Source organism: Citrifermentans bremense (assembly GCF_014218275.1).
Taxonomy (GTDB): Bacteria; Desulfobacterota; Desulfuromonadia; order Geobacterales; family Geobacteraceae; genus Geomonas; species Geomonas pelophila.
In genome coordinates, this window is the sequence record NZ_AP023213.1 from 243,299 (window position 1) to 258,874 (window position 15,576).

Sequence of the window (15,576 nt, forward strand, 5' to 3'; positions counted from 1 at the left end):
ATCGGCCCCGTTTTTGCTATGCTCAACCGGTGCCACCCCACCATCCGAGAAAGGCTCTGTCTCTACCGATGACCATACCCGAACCCGGTTACCTTAAGACCATCAAGGAAAAGCTCGCCCCCGAAAAAAGCCGGATCAGCGTCACGGGGGTGGACGGCTCCGCCCCCGCCTACCTGTTGTCGCGGCTCGTCACCGAGTCCGGTCCACCGCTTCTGGTGCTGACCGCGGACCAGGACAGCGCGGACGAACTCGCCCGGGAGCTGCGCTTTTTCAGCTGCAGCCACGGGACGATCCTTTCCTTCCCCTGCTGGGACGTGACCCCCTTCGAGGCGGCGAGCCCGCACCCGGACCTGGTGGGGGAACGCCTCAAGGCACTGGTGCGGCTTATGGACGGAGGCGCGCGGGCCGTCGTGGCACCGCTTGCCGCTGCGCTGCAACGGGTGCTCCCGCGCGAGACGCTGGGCGGGGTCTGCCAGTACCTGGTGGCGGGGGAGGAACTGGAGCGCGAGACCCTGGTCGAGAAACTGGTGAAGCTCGGCTACTCGCACGTCCCGATCGTCGAAGACCGCGGCAGCTTTTCGGTGCGGGGGGGGATACTGGACATCTTCCCGCCGGACCAGGAGAAGCCGGTGCGCATCGAGTTCTTCGGCGATCTGGTTGAGACCATGCGCCTTTTCGATCCGGTCACCCAGCGCTCCCTGGAGCCGCTTCCCGAACTGGTGCTCCTTCCCTCGCGCGAGGTGATCCTGTCGGAGGGGGTGCTGAAGGAACTGACGCCTAGGCTCAAGCGGCGCTGCGATCACTTGGGGATCGGGGCCGACCGGCGTCGCGAGCTTTTGGAGCAGCTGCAGCAGGCCATCTACCCGCCCGGCGTGGACTTCCTGCAGCCGCTCTTTCACCCGGGGCTCGAGACGCTCTTCGATTACGCCGGCCCCGGCGCCACCTGCGTCCTCGTAGACCCTGCGGCCATCGCCGAAGCGGGCGAGCGCTTCGAGGTGGATCTGACCAAGGCGGCTGCCCGCGCCGAGCTGCGTGACGCCATCACCTGCGACCCCGCCGAGCTCTACCTTGCCCCCGCAGAGCTGGACGGCATGCTGAGCGCCGGGCGCCTCCTGGAATTCCCCCGCCTGGAGCTGGCAGGCGAAGGGGGGGATACGCTCCGGCTTAGATGCTCGGCCAACAGCGACCTGAAGCTCGGGGTGAGCCCCGAGGGTGACCGGGTCCTGGCCCCCCTGACCGAGAAGATGGTCACCTGGATCGCGGCGGGAAACCGCGTCCTCGTCCCGTGCCACCAGGCCGGGCAGGCCAGAAGGCTCTACGAGCTCCTCTCGCACTACCGGCTTCCGCTCGATTCCACCCAGGACTGCTTCGCCGACGCGGCGGGACGTCCCCCGGGCCGGGTCGAGATCCTGACCGGCGAGATCTCCCGCGGTTTCCGGCTCGAGGAAGAGCGGCTGGTGGTGGTCGCCGAGGAGGAGATCTTCGGCAAGAGGGTGAAGCGGCGCGGACTCTCCGAGGCGAAGAAAAAGCAGCTCCTCACCTCGCTTGCCGAGCTGAAGCCGGGCGACCACATGGTGCACGTCGACTTCGGGGTGGCCATCTACCGTGGGCTCGAGCACTTGAGCCTCACCGGGCTGGAGGGTGACTTCCTCCTCCTTGAGTACGCCGGCGGCGACAAGCTCTACCTCCCGGTGGACCGCATCAACCTGGTGCAGCGCTACGTGGGCGCAGAGGGGATCGAGCCGAGGCTCGACCGTCTCGGCGCGGCCGGCTGGGAAAAGGCCAAGGCGAAGGCGAGGGCCGAGGTTCAGGAGATGGCGGCGGAGCTTTTGAAGATCCACGCCGCGCGCGAGGTGCAGCAGGGATTCAAGTTCTCCCCCGCCGACGACCTGTACCGCGCCTTCGAGGCCTCCTTCGCCTTCGAGGAGACACCGGACCAGGCAGCGGCCATAGACCAGGTGATAGCGGACATGGAAAGCCCGCGCCCCATGGACCGGCTGGTCTGCGGCGACGTGGGCTACGGCAAGACCGAGGTCGCCATGCGCGCCGCCTTCAAATGCACCCTGGACGGAAAGCAGGTGGCGATCCTGGTCCCCACCACGGTCCTTGCCCAGCAGCACGCCGAGAGCTTCGCGGCGAGACTCAAGGATTACCCGGTCCGGGTGGGGATGCTCTCCCGCTTCAGGACCGCCCAGCAGCAAAAGCAGATCCTGGAAGGGGTGAAGAAGGGGGAGGTCGACATCATCATCGGCACCCACAGGCTGTTGCAAAAGGACGTGGTCTTCAAGGACCTGGGGCTTTTGATCGTCGACGAGGAGCAGCGCTTCGGCGTGGCCCACAAGGAAAGGCTCAAGCAGTTCCGCGCCGTGGTCGACATCCTCACCCTCACCGCGACCCCGATTCCGCGCACCCTGTACATGTCGCTCATGGGGATCCGCGACCTCTCCATCATCGATACGCCTCCGGTGGACCGGCTCGCCATCAAGACCTTCGTCTCCCGCTCCTCGGACGAGCTGATCCGGGAGGCGGTGCTGAGGGAACTCAGGCGCGGCGGGCAGGTCTTCTTCGTCCACAACCGGGTGCAGACCATCGGTGCCATGGCCGAGGAACTCAAACGCATCGTCCCCGAGGCGAAGATCGCGGTGGGGCACGGGCAGATGGCCGAGAAGGAGCTGGAGCAGGTGATGCTCTCCTTCATGCACGGCGAGACCAACCTGCTTCTTTGCACCACCATCATCGAAAGCGGCCTCGACATCCCGACCGCCAACACCCTGATCGTGAACAGGGCCGACACCTTCGGGCTCTCCCAGCTCTACCAGCTGCGCGGCAGGGTGGGGCGCTCCAAAAGCCGCGCCTACGCCTATCTCCTCATCCCCGGAGAGGGGTCGATCTCGCCGGAGGCCCGGGAGCGGTTGAAGATCCTGCAGGAGCTGACCGAGCTCGGCGCCGGGTTCAGGATAGCCACCCACGACCTGGAGATCCGCGGCGCCGGCGACCTTCTGGGGGCGCGGCAGAGCGGGGACATCGCGGCGGTGGGGTTCGAGCTCTACACGGAACTCCTGGACGAGGCGGTGCGCACCCTCAAGGGAGAGGCCCTGCCGGAGCGGGTCGAGCCGGAGATCAAGCTGAAGATCCCGGCCTTCATACCGGAGGATTACGTAAGGGACCCGAACCAGCGCCTGATGATCTACAAGAAACTGACCCAGCCAAGCGACGAGGCGGAGATAGACGATATCAGGGCGGAGTTAGCCGACCGCTTCGGTCAGCTCCCCATGGCCGCGCTCTACCTTTTGGAGGTGATGCGCCTGAGGGTGACGCTGAGGCGGCTCCTGGTGAAGGAGATCGAACTCGCCGGAAGCGAGCTGGTGCTTTCCTTCCACGAGCGGACCCCCGTTTCCCCGGACGCCATCATGGCTTTGCTCAGGAAAGAGAAGGGGAAATACCGCTTTACGCCGGATTTCCGTCTCTACGCCCGCATCGCCGACAGCTCCTTCGACGAGGTCCTCGCCGAGGCCAGAAAACTCTTGAATTGCCTAGGCTGATATGCTAGCGTTCTGCGGATTGGAAGATACTTACATTTTTTTAAAAAAGGAGCGAACCGTGCATTTCACCAAGACCGCCGCAGTGCTGTTACTCGCGCTTTGCGTAGCTGTGACCGGATGCAAGCAGAAGGCAGAAAGCGAAGCGAAGAAGGGACCGGGTAAGGGTATCGTTCTGGCCGAGGTCAACGGTGCCAACATCACCGATAACGACTTCTACAAGGAGCAGGCCGCTCTTCCCCCCTACCTCAAGCCGATGACCGAGACCCCGGAAGGGAAAAAGGAGATGCTGGACACCATGGTGGTGCGCGAGCTGATCCTGCAGCAGGCTAAAAAAGACGGCATCGACAACAGCCCCGAAGTGGCGGCGAAGCTGGAAGACCTGAAAAAACGCGTGATCGTCGAGGCGTACCTAAAGAAGAAGGTCGAGGAGTCCTCCAACATCAGCGACGCCGACATGAAGGCGTTCTACGAAAAGAACAAGGACAAGTTCCAAAGCGGCGCACAGATCAGGGCGAGCCATATCCTGGTTAAGAGCGAGGCAGAGGCAAAAGACATCCAGAACCAGTTGAAGAACGGCGCGGGCTTCGAGGAGCTGGCCAAGAAGCACTCCATCGACGGCGCAGCGCAGAAAGGTGGCGATCTGGGGTGGTTCGGCAAAGGCTCCATGATCCCCGATTTCGAGAAGGTGGCTTTCGGCCTGAAACAGGGTGAGACCTCCGGCATCGTCAAGACCCAGTTCGGCTACCACATCATCAAGAAGACCGGCGAGCGTCCGGCTGGTGCCCGCTCCTTCGAGGAGGTCAAGGACCAGATCAAGGCGGCCATGGTCCCCGAGCGGCAGCAGGAGACCTTCAAGAAGCTCAAGGACGATCTCAAGAAGGACGCGAAGCTCTCCATCAAGGAAGACGCCCTGAAGGAGCTGAAGGGTGCCCCGGCTGAAGCGGGCAAGGAAGCAGGCGCCGCTTCCGGCGCGGAGCCCGCGCAACCGGCACAGCCGGCACAGCCGGCACAACCCAAGGCGCCCTAGCGTCTGCGGGATCAGGCAGCATCAACGGCGGCCGGGCGTGAGCCCGGCCGTTTTTACTAACCGGCAGCAAAGAAATAGAGAGAGCACCATGTCCAAGATATTGATCGGCATCACCGCGCTGGCGCTTCTGGCGCTGCACCCTTATCCAGCCACCGCCAAACCGGTGAGCGGCATCGCCGCCATCGTGAACGACGAGATCATCACCACCCAGGAACTGGACAAGGAGTACCTCCAGCTCCAGAAGGAGGCGGACAAGGCCCCGGTCTCAGACAAGAGCGGACTGCGGGGAGCGGCTTTGAACCGCCTTGTGGAGAAAAAGCTGATCGAGCAGAAGATACGCGAGCTGGACATCAAGGTCACGGACGAGGAAGTGCGGCTTGCCATTGAGGACGTGAAGAAGCAGAACAACCTGACCCAGGAGAACCTGGAGCAGGCGCTCGCCGCACAGGGGATGACCTTTGCCCAGTACCGCGGCCAGCTGAAGGAGCAACTGGAGCGCCTGAGACTCATGAGTCAGGAGGTTCGCTCGAAGGTCCAGGTGGGCGAGCGGGAGATGCGCGACTACTACCAGGCGAACCTCGCAAGCTACGGGGGGAGCGAGCTTTACAGCGCCCGCCACATCTTCTTAAAGGTGGACAAGAAGGGTGGCGCCGAGGAGTTGGCAAAGGCCCAGGCGCGCGCCGCCGAGGTGTTGGCCAAGGCGCGTGCCGGCGAGGATTTTGCGGCGCTTGCCAAGAAGTACTCCGACGACCCGGCAGCAGCCAAGGACGGCGGCGATCTGGGGACCTTCAAGAGAACCGACATGCTGCCGGAGATCGGGGACACCGTGGCCGCGCTGAAGCCTGGCGAGGTGAGCGCCGTGGTGCAGAGCCCAGCGGGGCTGCACATCATCAAGCTGGAGCAGAAAAAGCAGGAAGCCGGACGTCCCTTCGAGGAGGTCAAGGACGCCATCGAGGACGTCCTGTACAAGAAGAAATCGGACGAGCGCTTCGCCCAGTGGGTGAAGGAGCTGCGTGCCGGCGCCGCCATCGAGCTGCGCTGAAGTTTCTGTTAGCGCCAGATCAAACAGAAAAAGCCCCCACCGGGTTCCGGTAGGGGCTTTTTTATCGCTGCTGCAGTTACAACCCCTCTGCCGCCAGCTGCTCCACCAGCTCCCGCTGGCGGTGGCTCAGCTTTTCCGGGACATGGACGGCGATCCTGACATACATGTCGCCGCGTGCCTGTTCCCCGACCAGCGGGAACCCGAGTCCCTTGAGCCTCACCTTGGTGCCGGACTGTATCCCTGCGGGTATCTTGATCCGCTTGGTTCCGGACATGGTGGGGACTTCGATCTGCCCGCCTAGCACCGCCTGCGAGAACCTCACCTCGTGGTTCAGCACGAGGTCGGCCCCCTCGCGGGTAAAGAGCGGGTCCTGCCCGACGTTGACGGTGAGGTAGAGGTCCCCGGGGCTTCCCCCCATGCGCCCAGCCGCGCCGCGCCCGGCGACCCGGAGCTTGGCGCCGCTCTCGATTCCTGCCGGGATCTTCACCGACAGCTCCTCGCGCACGCCGTCGCGCATGAAGGCGACCCTTTTCTCCGCGCCGTCGTAGGCATCGCGGAAGGTGACCTGGACCTCCATGGAGAAGTCCTCGCCCTTCGCAGCCATCCGGCCGTGACCTCCGCCGCGCTGGCGCCTTAGTGCGTCGCCGAAGATCCGGGAAAAGATGTCGTCGGTGCCGAACCCCTGGTCGCGGAACATGTCGTCGACGTTGAAACCCCTGAAGATGTCCTCCTGCGAGAACTTCTGGTGGAAGTTCGTAGAGCCGAACTGGTCGAACTGCTCCTTCTTCTTCGGGTCAGAAAGGACCGCGTACGCCTCGTTTATCTCCTTGAAGCGCTCCTCCGCCTGCTTGTCCCCCGGGTTCTTGTCCGGGTGGTATTTCACGGCGAGCTTGCGGTAGGCCCGCTTTATTTCGTCGATGGAGGCCCCTTTCTTAACACCGAGAACCTCGTAGTAATCCGTTTGTGCCATGGTCGATGTCCTCTCCAGCTGCTATGGGATAAGCTGCCCAGAATGTAATAGCTGGAACCGGCGTTGTCAACATGTTGTAAACCTTGACAAGCTGCAGCAGCCGGGCTTATATAAGCGCGTGATTAACGACTCTTTAACACGAGGAGCTGCCAGATGAAGCAATTCGACGCCATCGTCATAGGTGCAGGGATCAGCGGACTCAGCTTTGCCAACTATGCCGCTGCTGCGGGACTGAACACGCTGGTCCTCGAGAAGAGCGGCCGGGTGGGGGGATGCTTCCATTCGCACCGGTTCGACGGTGAGGCGGCTGGATTCTGGCTCGAACTGGGCGCGCACACCTGTTACAACTCTTACCAGGGGCTGATCGGCCTGATGGAGCAGCACGGCATGATGGGGAGCATCCTGTCCCGGGAGAAGGTCTCCTTCAAGATGCTGGTCGACAACGAGATAAAGAGCATAACCTCGCAGCTCTCCTTCCCCGAGCTGTTCGGGTCGGCATGGCGCATCTTCACCCTGAAAAAGGAAGGTGAGAGCGTCGCCTCCTATTACGGGCGCATCGTGGGGCGCAAGAACTACGACAGGGTCTTTGCGCCGGCTTTCAACGCGGTCATCTCGCAACGCGCCAACGACTTCCCTGCCGACATGCTGTTCAACAAGCGCCCCAGGAGAAAAGACGTCATCAAGAGCTTCACCCTGCAAGGAGGGCTCAACACCGTGATCGACAGGCTCTCCACCACTGCCGGCATCACCGTCCTGACCGGCGCCGACGTGGTGCGTGTCGCCAGGGGGGGGAAGGGCTATACGGTGGAACTCGCTGGCGGCGAAGGGTTCGAGGCGCCGCGGCTGGTGCTCGCTACCCCACCCCCCGCAGCCGCGAAGCTTGCCGGCGAAATCTCACCGGAGCTCTCCCGCCTCTTCTCGCAGGTCAAGGTTGAGAACATAGAGACGGTAGGGGTCGCGGTCAAAAAGGAGAAGCTTTCGCTTCCCCCCTTGGCCGGCATCATCCCGATTGGCGAGAACTTCTATTCTGCAGTATCCCGGGACACGGTGCCGCACGAAAGCTACCGCGGCTTCAGTTTCCACTTCAAGTCCGGCGGTTTCCCGCTGGAGGCGAAGCTCAAACGGGTGGCGGCCGTTTTGCGCGTGAACACGGCTGATCTGGAGCAGGTAGTGCAGCGGGAAAGCCAGCTTCCCTCGCCGGTAGTCGGGCACAAGGCGCTGACCGATCAGATCGACAGTATCATTTCAGGGGAGCAGCTTTTCGTCACCGGCAACTACTTCGCCGGCATGGCGATCGAAGACTGCATCGTGCGGTCGAGAAAAGAATACGAGAGGTTCTCCGCGGCGCTTTAAGCTTCAGGTGGAACTATCGGACAGACAGCTAAGACAAGGCCTCCCCCACCTCAGGTGCTGCGGAGGCCTTTTTGCGTCCTGGGGGCGTGACATTCTGTGTGGTAAAATCTGGAACTTCGCGAGCATGCGGTGAAGGTTCAGGCGCAGGGAGGGAGGCCACATGGAGAAAGAGGGGCTGATACCTGCCCATGGCGGGTATCGCAACCTGAAGAGCTTCCAGGTAGCACAACTGGCCTACGACGTGACAGTCCGGTTTTGCGACCGGTACATAGACAAGAGGAGCCGGACCCACGACCAGATGGTCCAGGCGGCGCGCAGCGGCGTGCAGAACATCGCCGAAGGGAGTCAGGCCTCGGGTACATCGAAGAAGACCGAGCTGAAGCTGACAAACGTGGCCCGCGCGAGCCTGGAAGAGCTGCGCCTGGACTACCAGGATTTTCTGCGCCAGCGGGGGCTTCCGCTTTGGGACCGCTCCGACCCGCGCCGTGTTGCGCTGATAGCCAGGAGGTGTCGAACCGCCGACGACGTGGCACGGTGGGTGGTAGAGATCGGCAGGGGAGGGGGTGGACGCGGTGGACTGGATGGACGCAGTGGACATGGACCGAATGGACAACATGGACCTGATGGACGCCATACCGCCACTGGGTCCACTGGGTCCACTGGGTCCACTGGGTCCACTGGGGCTGCTGGGTCCACTGGGGCTGCTGGGTCCACTGGGGCTGCTGGGGCTGCTCGCCCCGGCTACGCCGAGATTGCGGCCAATGCTGCGCTCACGCTCATCGCGGTGGCTTGCTCGCTGCTGGAAAGGCAGCTGGCTGCCCAGGCTGCGGCTTTCGAGAAAGAGGGTGGCTTCACCGAAAGGCTCTACCGCACACGCACTCTCTCCAGGAACAAACCATGACCCCGCCTCACGTTACTAAATACCACGCACCACACCCCAACAGGGCGTAAAGCGCGACCCCCGAGGGCCTGGAAAAAGCCACCTTGAAATCCTGCCCGGAGGGGACGGAGCTGTAGCAAAAAACGTAGATGACGACATACATGAGCAGGGTGTGCGCCAGGTCGGACGGGAACCAACTCGCCCACTGCAGGTAAAGATAGTAGGCGACCAGGTTCAAGAGCAGGGGGGCCAAGGCCGAGGGGAGAGCGGAAACCGGACCCGGCCGGCTGATGGTGACGGAGCCCAACACCCACCTCTCCCTCCCCTCGCGCCGCGGAAAGATGCTGAACCCCACGGGCCTGCCGCCGCTCACCGCGGCGACAATCAGGTGGGACAGCTCGTGCAATATTGTCCCCGGCAAGGCCCAGCAGATCTGCCAAAACGCCCCGGCCCGCCCGACCCTCCCTTGAAGCACCGCCAGCATTATCACCAGCAGCACCCCGGCAAAATGATGCCAACGCTCCGGATCCATCTCCCCCTCCTCCGATCGCGCGCAGCATAACCTGATTCAGCCGCGGTTACAACGGGACAAATGCAAATCGTGCGTTGCTCCCCCTCTTGCTCTCTGCTATGGTTTACCCGTTCATGAAAGGCGAGCCGCGCAGCCGCTCATGCTGCGTCTATCGCTGCTCCAAATCAGCAGCAGACAGGAGGAATCATGTTTTTGGAAGGACAACCCGCACCGAGTTTCTCCCTGCAGGGAAGCGATGGAAAAACCCATACGCTCAAGGATTACGCCGGGAGGATCCTGGTGCTCTTCTTTTACCCCAGGGACAACACCCCCGGCTGCACCGCCGAGGCGGTCGGCTTCGCCAAGCTGCAGCCGCTGTTCGAGCAACTGGGGGCGGTCCTCGTGGGGGTGAGCAAGGACTCCCTAAAATCGCACGAAAAATTCAGCGCCGATTTCAAACTCCCCTTCACCTTGCTTTCCGACCCCGACGCCTCCGTGATGAAGGCCTATGGCGCCTACGGAGAGAAGGTGCAGTACGGTAAAACCACCGTCGGCAGCATCCGTTCCACGGTCGTGATCTCACCTGACGGGATGGTGATAAAGCACTGGCCCAAGGTCCCCAAGGCATCGGAACACCCGGATAAGGTGCTGGATTTCTTCAAGATGCTGGCGAAGGGAAGGTAGCGGCCAGATTTCCCATTTCTGTTCCCCTTTAACTTGCACCCTTGCCATCTCAACTAGATGCTGGGCCTTCCCTCAAGAATCCCGGGGCGGTGCCGATACGCTGGAGAGTGTCGCAAACGGTGCCGCATCATGGTTGAAGGGGGGAGAGATGGAAAAGACAGTTATGACTTTAGGTAAGAGGCTCAAGGTCGGATGTGCAGTCGCACTGCTGATGATCATGGCGGTTGGTGCGACGGGGTACTGGCAGATCCAGTCGATGTCGCAGGCGAGCGACTCGATGCTGCACGTCGAGGGTAAGATTGCCGAAAGTTCCGCACGGCTGAGGGCAGACGTGCTGGGGCTGCGCCGGTACGAGAAGGACACTTTCATCAACATAGGCTCCCCGGAAAAAACCAAGGAGTACATGGCTAAATGGCAGGAACAGTTGGGGCACGCTTCGGCAAGGATCTCCGACCTGGAAAAGGTAGTGGTCACCTCGCAGGACAGGGAAATCGTCAAGTCGATGAAGACCCACCTCGAAACCTACGTAAACGGTTTTAAATCCATCTGCGCCGGATTGGAGGCTGGTAAAATCGCGAGCACCAAGGAGGCAAATGCCGCCATCGGGGAATACAAAGACGCCGTCCACGTCCTGGAAACTACGGCTAAGACCTATGCTGAGGATGGTGTGGCGCGCATGGCGCAAAAGGAAACGGAACTGGATCGAACCGCTGACCGTGCCGATGCTTTCATCATCTCGCTGGTGCTATCGGCGCTAGCCCTTTTGGTCCTCTCCTTCTACATGCTGATGCGCAGCCTTGCCGGGCCTGTCGCAGATCTCAGGTCCGCCGCGAGCAATGTCCAGGCCGGCAGCCGTCAGGTTTCCGCCGGTTCGGAGGATCTAAGCGAAGGGGCAACCGAGCAGGCCGCCGCCGCCGAGGAGGCCTCAAGCAGCATGGAACAGATGAGCGCCAACATACGCAACAACGCCGACAACGCTTCCCAGACCGAGAAGATGTCCCGGCAGAGCGCCGAGAGCGCCAAAGAGGGGGGCAAGGCGGTCGCTGAAACGGTCGTCGCGATGAGAAAGATCTCCGAGAAAACCTCCATCATCGGCGAGATTGCCAGGCAGACTAACCTGCTGGCGCTGAACGCCGCCATCGAGGCGGCCCGCGCAGGAGAGCACGGCAAAGGATTCGCAGTAGTTGCCAGCGAGGTGAGAAAGCTTGCGGAACGGAGCCAGGTAGCGTCGGCCGAAATCGAGGCGCTGTCGACTACCAGCGTACAGGTCGCGGAAAAAGCTGGTGACATGCTGGCCCGCATCGTCCCCGACATCGAGAAAACAGCTGAACTGGTTCACGAGATAAGCGTGGCATGCCGGGAACAGGACCAGGGTGCGGAGCAGGTGAACCAGGCCATCCAGCAGTTGGACCAGGTGATCCAGAGAAACGCCATGGCCTCCGAGGAACTGGCCGCGACCTCCGAGGAACTCGCGTCCCAGGCTGAGCAGTTGACCGACACCGTCTCCTTCTTCAGCATGAACAGCAACGGCGAGGGTGCAGGTGTCGCAGCATCGGGGATACGGCCTGTTGCGCGCAAAAAAGTAGTGGCCGTTTCGGGGGACCCGGTTCCCAGGACGAAGAGGCAGCTTACCAAGAGCGGCGCGCTGCCGGGTTACCAATACGAGTTGCAAGACGAGGATGAGTTCGAAAGGATGTAGCTAAGAAGCCGCGATTCAATGCGCATATGGCGAAGGCCCCCGGAGTTGAACTTCGGGGGCCTTTCGCGCGCTAGAGGCCTGCCTCCCCCCCCGTCCCTCTGACCCCACGATTATCTTCGAAACTGCACCTTTATTTCGGGGCAGATTCGCCGTATCTTTCCAGATCAGGACCATGCCTGTGACAGCAGCTTGACGCCCCGGTCTATGTCATCGAGCCGCAACCCGCCAAAACCCAAGATCACCCTGCTGCCGCTGCTGCCTTCGGCAAGGGTGGCCGAATAGGGAAACAGCTCGATCCCCCTGCTCCTGGCTCGGGTGATGAGCTCCTTTTCGCTTAGCTCGTGCCCGGAGAGTTCCAGTACCAAGTGCAGCCCCGCACCTTGTCCGAGTACCATGGCTTTTGAGCCGAAATGGGTCTCAACCGCCCGCAGCGTGGCATCGTGCTTCTTTTGGTAGAGGGTGCGCATCCGCCGCAAGTGCCGATCCCAGTGCCCCTGCTCCATGAACTCGGCGAGGGTCTTCTGTTCCAGCAAAGAGACCGAGCAGGCGTAGTCGCGGAAAAGCCGCTGGTAGGAGGAGACCAGCGGGTAAGGCAGCACCAGGTAGCTGACGCGCAGGGCCGGCGACAGCACCTTGGAGAAGGTGCCGAGGTAGACGATGTTCCCTTCGGGATGCAGCCCCTGTAGAGAAGGGATCGGCTTGCCGTGGTAGCGCAACTCGCTGTCGTAGTCGTCCTCGATAACGAAGCGATCCCCTATATTCGCCCATTCGATCAGTCTGAGCCGGTTGGCGATGGGCATCACGCACCCGGTCGGGAACTGATGGGAAGGTGTAACGTAGACGAGGGAAGCGCCGCTTGTTTCGAGGGCGTCGAGGTCGAGGCCGCCGGGTCCAACTGCTATGGGAACTGTGTCGAAGCCGTGGTTGCCGAAAATGGACCTGGGCAGGTGGAAGCCGGGGTTCTCGAGGGCTACCGCGGGATGCCGCTCTTTCTGGATCTGCGCGATGATGTCGAGGCTCTGTTGTATTCCGGAACAGACGACGATCTGTTCAGGGTCGCAGGCCACTCCGCGCGAACGCTCCAGGTAGAGCCGGATGCTGGAACGCAGTCTCCGCTCGCCTTGGGGCTCGCCGTACTGAGCCAGCGCGCCGCGACCCTGGCGCAACGAGTCCAGGAAGCATCTGCGCCATAGCGATGCGGGAAAGGCGTCCGGGTCGAGCCTCGCGGGGTGGAAGTCGATGTTTCCCTTTGGTTTTGGCTCGGGGAGAGAGGCGCGCCGTCGCATGGCTCGCTGCGGCGACAAAGGCAGGGCATCCGGCGTGAGCGCGGAAACGAAGTACCCGCTTCGCGGCTTGCTGTATATGTAACCTTCGGCGCAAAGTTCGAGATAGGCGCCTTCGACGGTGTTGCGGCTGACGGAGAGCTCGGCGGCCAACTCCCGCACCGAGAGGAGCTTCGAGTCCGATGGCAACTTCCCGGAGAGGACGCCTGCTTTCATCTGCTCATAAAGCTGCCTGTAAAGCGACGGTTTCCCGCGGTGGTCGAGGATGAACATAAGGCTCCTGGTCCAAAAAAACAAAAGGGTTGTGACATCGACCACGGCAGTTTAATGCAGCGGCGACAAAGTCGTCAAACGCAATCAGACCCTGCCAGTCGGGCAGGTTGAGGCCGACCCTTGAGGGGCAGTGCCCGATGGAAGGACCCGCAGATAACACTGGCCCTGCCGCAAACCGGCAGAGTCGAAACGTAAAAAAGGAGGATCTATGTTTTCGGAAAAGCTTCTCGAAGTGATGAAACATCCAGGCGTCGTCGCCATCGCTACCCAGGGGGAAGACGGCCCGCACCTGGTGAATACCTGGAACAGCTACCTGCAGCTGCCAAGGGAGGGATGCCTGCTGGTCCCTGCAGGGTACATGCACAGGACCGAGGCCAACATCGCGCGCGACAACCGCGTCCTGCTCACCATTGGCAGCCACGAGGTGGCGGGCAATATGGGCCCGGGAACGGGCTTCCTAATTAAGGGGACCGCAGGATTTGCCACGTCCGGACCCGATTTTGACATCATCAAGAGGAAATACGCCTGGGCAAGGGGGGCTTTGGTAGTTACGGTCGAGTCAGCTACCCAGACGCTTTAGGAGCCGGGGCAGATTCGAGCGGGCTGCCCCTCCCCGCATAAATTGAAAGCCCCCGGCAACGGCAGGGGGCTTTCAATTCCTTTGTCTGCGCCGTGCAGTACGGCAAGATTCTTTTTGCCGGCTGCTCCGCCGGCGAACCACTGTGGCGGTGGCACCCTCAGTTGGTGGCGGCTATTCCGACCTTCTCCATCGATGCCGCACCTGCCGCAAAAGCCCGCTTCCAACGGCGGTGCACCCAGTACCACTGGGTCGGGTGCGCCACGACGAAATCCTCCACGTAACGTGAGAGAGCCTGGATGTCCTTGGTGATTCCAGCCTCGCTCTCGTCGCCGCTGAAGCTGTACTCGGGATGAAAGGTGATTACCTGCCGCCCCTCCTCACGATGGATGAATACCGGCACCACCGCTGCTCCGCTTGCCCTGGCAATGATAGCGGGAGCCTTGGAGGCCCAGGCAGGACGCCCCATGACCTCTATGAGCACTCCTTCTTCGGGGAGGACGGCTTGGTCAGCCAGGATCCCGACCAGTTCCCCCTTCTTTAGCGCTTTCAGAATCCCTCTGAGCGCCCCCTGCTTGTCCAGAACACGGCTGTGATAGCGCATGCGCATCCGGGTGATCATCTTTTCCAGAAAGGGATTTTTCTGGCGCCGCGCAACTACGACCCCGTCGCCGAAAATGCTCCCCAGCGCCAGCGCCATCACTTCCCAGTTTCCGCAGTGGCCGCTGAAGCAAACCACCCCCTTACCTTTGGCCCGGGCACGATCGAGATTTTCCCGGCCGCGTAGCTCGATGCTGTCCAAGACGCCTTTTTCCTGGCCGTGGTAGAGCCGGCTGATCTCGACCAAGTGGCGACCCAGGTTTTTGAAGTTTTTTCGTGCCAGTTCTTCGACGCTTGGATGTTCAGGGTTCCAAAGGGGGTGGGACTGCATGAAAGGTAGTGCGCGGCTGATGTTTTCGATCACAACATCTCGGCGTCTGGGGAGTATCCGGGAGATGAACACCCCCCCGCAAGCGCCTAACCGGCAGCTCAGCGATATGGGAATACTGCTGGCAAGGAGGGTAAGGGCGTAAAAAAAAGCCGATTGTACGCCCCAGAAAACAAAAGCCGGTGCAACTCCGGTGCGGCCACTTTTGCGGGATGCTTGATCACTCACAACGGTCCTCCGTGAAAGGAAGCCTGGAAGCCTACGTTTGTCAGGCGCTTGCCAAGAGGCGGGTACTTCTTATTAATGAGACGCGTTGCTGCACCATAGGCCATAATTGGTCAACTCTCAACCGAAAAATTCTTGGAGCCGTGTTCGGCATCGGTAGCCTCTACCGGTATAAAAAAAAGGCCCTTGGCGAGCGCCAAGGGCCTTTTTTCGCGGGGAACCTCTCTGCGGTTCCCGCCGGTTCAGCCGCTGGTATTGGGAGGACCCGGTTTGTGATGCCTCCAGCCCCCGCGGCGAAAAGCCTTGAAGGAGCCGGCCACCACTTCCGCCGGGACGGCCAGCAGCCACACGGTCAGTACGATGGCTATGATCGCCAGTATTATGAGAATGAGCGTTGTCATAATGAACCTCCTGTCTTTCCACCCTAATAAGAACTTACCACAGGGGTGTTCACATGAACAAGCCCGGCCACGGTCAAGGAGCTAGCACCGTAAAGCGGTCTTCGATCCCCTCGTCGTATGCATGTCTGGAATCTACGGTATCATTCCTAACTGTTCGCCCGAAGCCGGAGCGCCGGTAAGG

General features: G+C 61.7%; 13 protein-coding genes. 8 read left to right on the plus strand and 5 right to left on the minus strand.

Going from position 1 to position 15,576, the window contains the following annotated elements:
• The first annotated feature begins 68 nt into the window (after positions 1-68).
• The 3 genes from mfd to GEOBRER4_RS01045 are packed head-to-tail and all read left to right on the plus strand — an operon-like array spanning position 69 to position 5,611.
• The gene (gene mfd / locus GEOBRER4_RS01035) at positions 69-3,542 is read left to right on the plus strand and encodes a transcription-repair coupling factor (RefSeq protein WP_185243858.1); all 3,474 of its coding nucleotides are present in this window, start codon (positions 69-71) and stop codon (positions 3,540-3,542) included.
• Positions 3,543-3,600: 58 nt separating this feature from the next.
• On the plus strand, positions 3,601-4,569 hold the full coding sequence (locus tag GEOBRER4_RS01040; RefSeq protein ID WP_185243859.1) for a peptidylprolyl isomerase: 969 nt from the start codon (positions 3,601-3,603) through the stop codon (positions 4,567-4,569).
• A 37-nt stretch (positions 4,570-4,606) separates the two neighbouring features.
• On the plus strand, positions 4,607-5,611 hold the full coding sequence (locus GEOBRER4_RS01045) for a peptidylprolyl isomerase (protein WP_226377854.1): 1,005 nt from the start codon (positions 4,607-4,609) through the stop codon (positions 5,609-5,611).
• A 76-nt stretch (positions 5,612-5,687) separates the two neighbouring features.
• On the opposite strand, the gene GEOBRER4_RS01050 is transcribed toward GEOBRER4_RS01045, so the two are convergent.
• Entirely contained in the window at positions 5,688-6,581 is an 894-nt protein-coding gene (locus tag GEOBRER4_RS01050; RefSeq protein WP_085814277.1) for a DnaJ C-terminal domain-containing protein, read from the minus strand.
• A gap of 153 nt (positions 6,582-6,734) precedes the next feature.
• On the opposite strand from GEOBRER4_RS01050, the gene GEOBRER4_RS01055 reads away from it, so the two are divergent.
• Both GEOBRER4_RS01055 and GEOBRER4_RS01060 read left to right on the plus strand, forming a co-directional pair.
• Entirely contained in the window at positions 6,735-7,934 is a 1,200-nt protein-coding gene (locus tag GEOBRER4_RS01055; protein ID WP_185243861.1) for a protoporphyrinogen/coproporphyrinogen oxidase, read from the plus strand.
• Positions 7,935-8,094: 160 nt separating this feature from the next.
• Positions 8,095-8,835, plus strand: a complete 741-nt coding sequence (locus GEOBRER4_RS01060) for a four helix bundle suffix domain-containing protein (protein WP_185243862.1) — start codon at positions 8,095-8,097, stop codon at positions 8,833-8,835.
• Between the two features lie 7 nt (positions 8,836-8,842).
• Here GEOBRER4_RS01060 and GEOBRER4_RS01065 read toward each other — a convergent pair whose 3' ends face one another.
• Positions 8,843-9,346 (minus strand): hypothetical protein, encoded by a 504-nt coding sequence (locus GEOBRER4_RS01065; RefSeq protein WP_185243863.1) that lies wholly within the window; start codon positions 9,344-9,346, stop codon positions 8,843-8,845.
• 186 nt (positions 9,347-9,532) lie between these two features.
• Between GEOBRER4_RS01065 and GEOBRER4_RS01070 the strand changes: the two genes are divergently transcribed.
• Both GEOBRER4_RS01070 and GEOBRER4_RS01075 read left to right on the plus strand, forming a co-directional pair.
• Positions 9,533-10,009, plus strand: a complete 477-nt coding sequence (locus GEOBRER4_RS01070) for a peroxiredoxin (protein ID WP_085814274.1) — start codon at positions 9,533-9,535, stop codon at positions 10,007-10,009.
• A 148-nt stretch (positions 10,010-10,157) separates the two neighbouring features.
• The gene (locus tag GEOBRER4_RS01075; protein WP_185243864.1) at positions 10,158-11,708 is read left to right on the plus strand and encodes a HAMP domain-containing methyl-accepting chemotaxis protein; all 1,551 of its coding nucleotides are present in this window, start codon (positions 10,158-10,160) and stop codon (positions 11,706-11,708) included.
• 164 nt (positions 11,709-11,872) lie between these two features.
• Here GEOBRER4_RS01075 and pdxR read toward each other — a convergent pair whose 3' ends face one another.
• A complete protein-coding gene (gene pdxR / locus GEOBRER4_RS01080) occupies positions 11,873-13,264 on the minus strand; it encodes a MocR-like pyridoxine biosynthesis transcription factor PdxR (protein ID WP_185243865.1) in 1,392 nt (463 codons plus the stop codon).
• A 208-nt stretch (positions 13,265-13,472) separates the two neighbouring features.
• On the opposite strand from pdxR, the gene GEOBRER4_RS01085 reads away from it, so the two are divergent.
• The gene (locus GEOBRER4_RS01085) at positions 13,473-13,844 is read left to right on the plus strand and encodes a pyridoxamine 5'-phosphate oxidase family protein (protein WP_185243866.1); all 372 of its coding nucleotides are present in this window, start codon (positions 13,473-13,475) and stop codon (positions 13,842-13,844) included.
• Positions 13,845-14,001: 157 nt separating this feature from the next.
• On the opposite strand, the gene GEOBRER4_RS01090 is transcribed toward GEOBRER4_RS01085, so the two are convergent.
• Positions 14,002-14,997 carry a lysophospholipid acyltransferase family protein gene (locus tag GEOBRER4_RS01090; RefSeq protein ID WP_185243867.1) on the minus strand — a complete coding sequence of 332 codons (996 nt, stop codon included), beginning with the start codon at positions 14,995-14,997 and terminating at the stop codon, positions 14,002-14,004.
• A 239-nt stretch (positions 14,998-15,236) separates the two neighbouring features.
• Positions 15,237-15,395, minus strand: a complete 159-nt coding sequence (locus GEOBRER4_RS01095) for a hypothetical protein (protein WP_185243868.1) — start codon at positions 15,393-15,395, stop codon at positions 15,237-15,239.
• Positions 15,396-15,576: the final 181 nt, after the last annotated feature.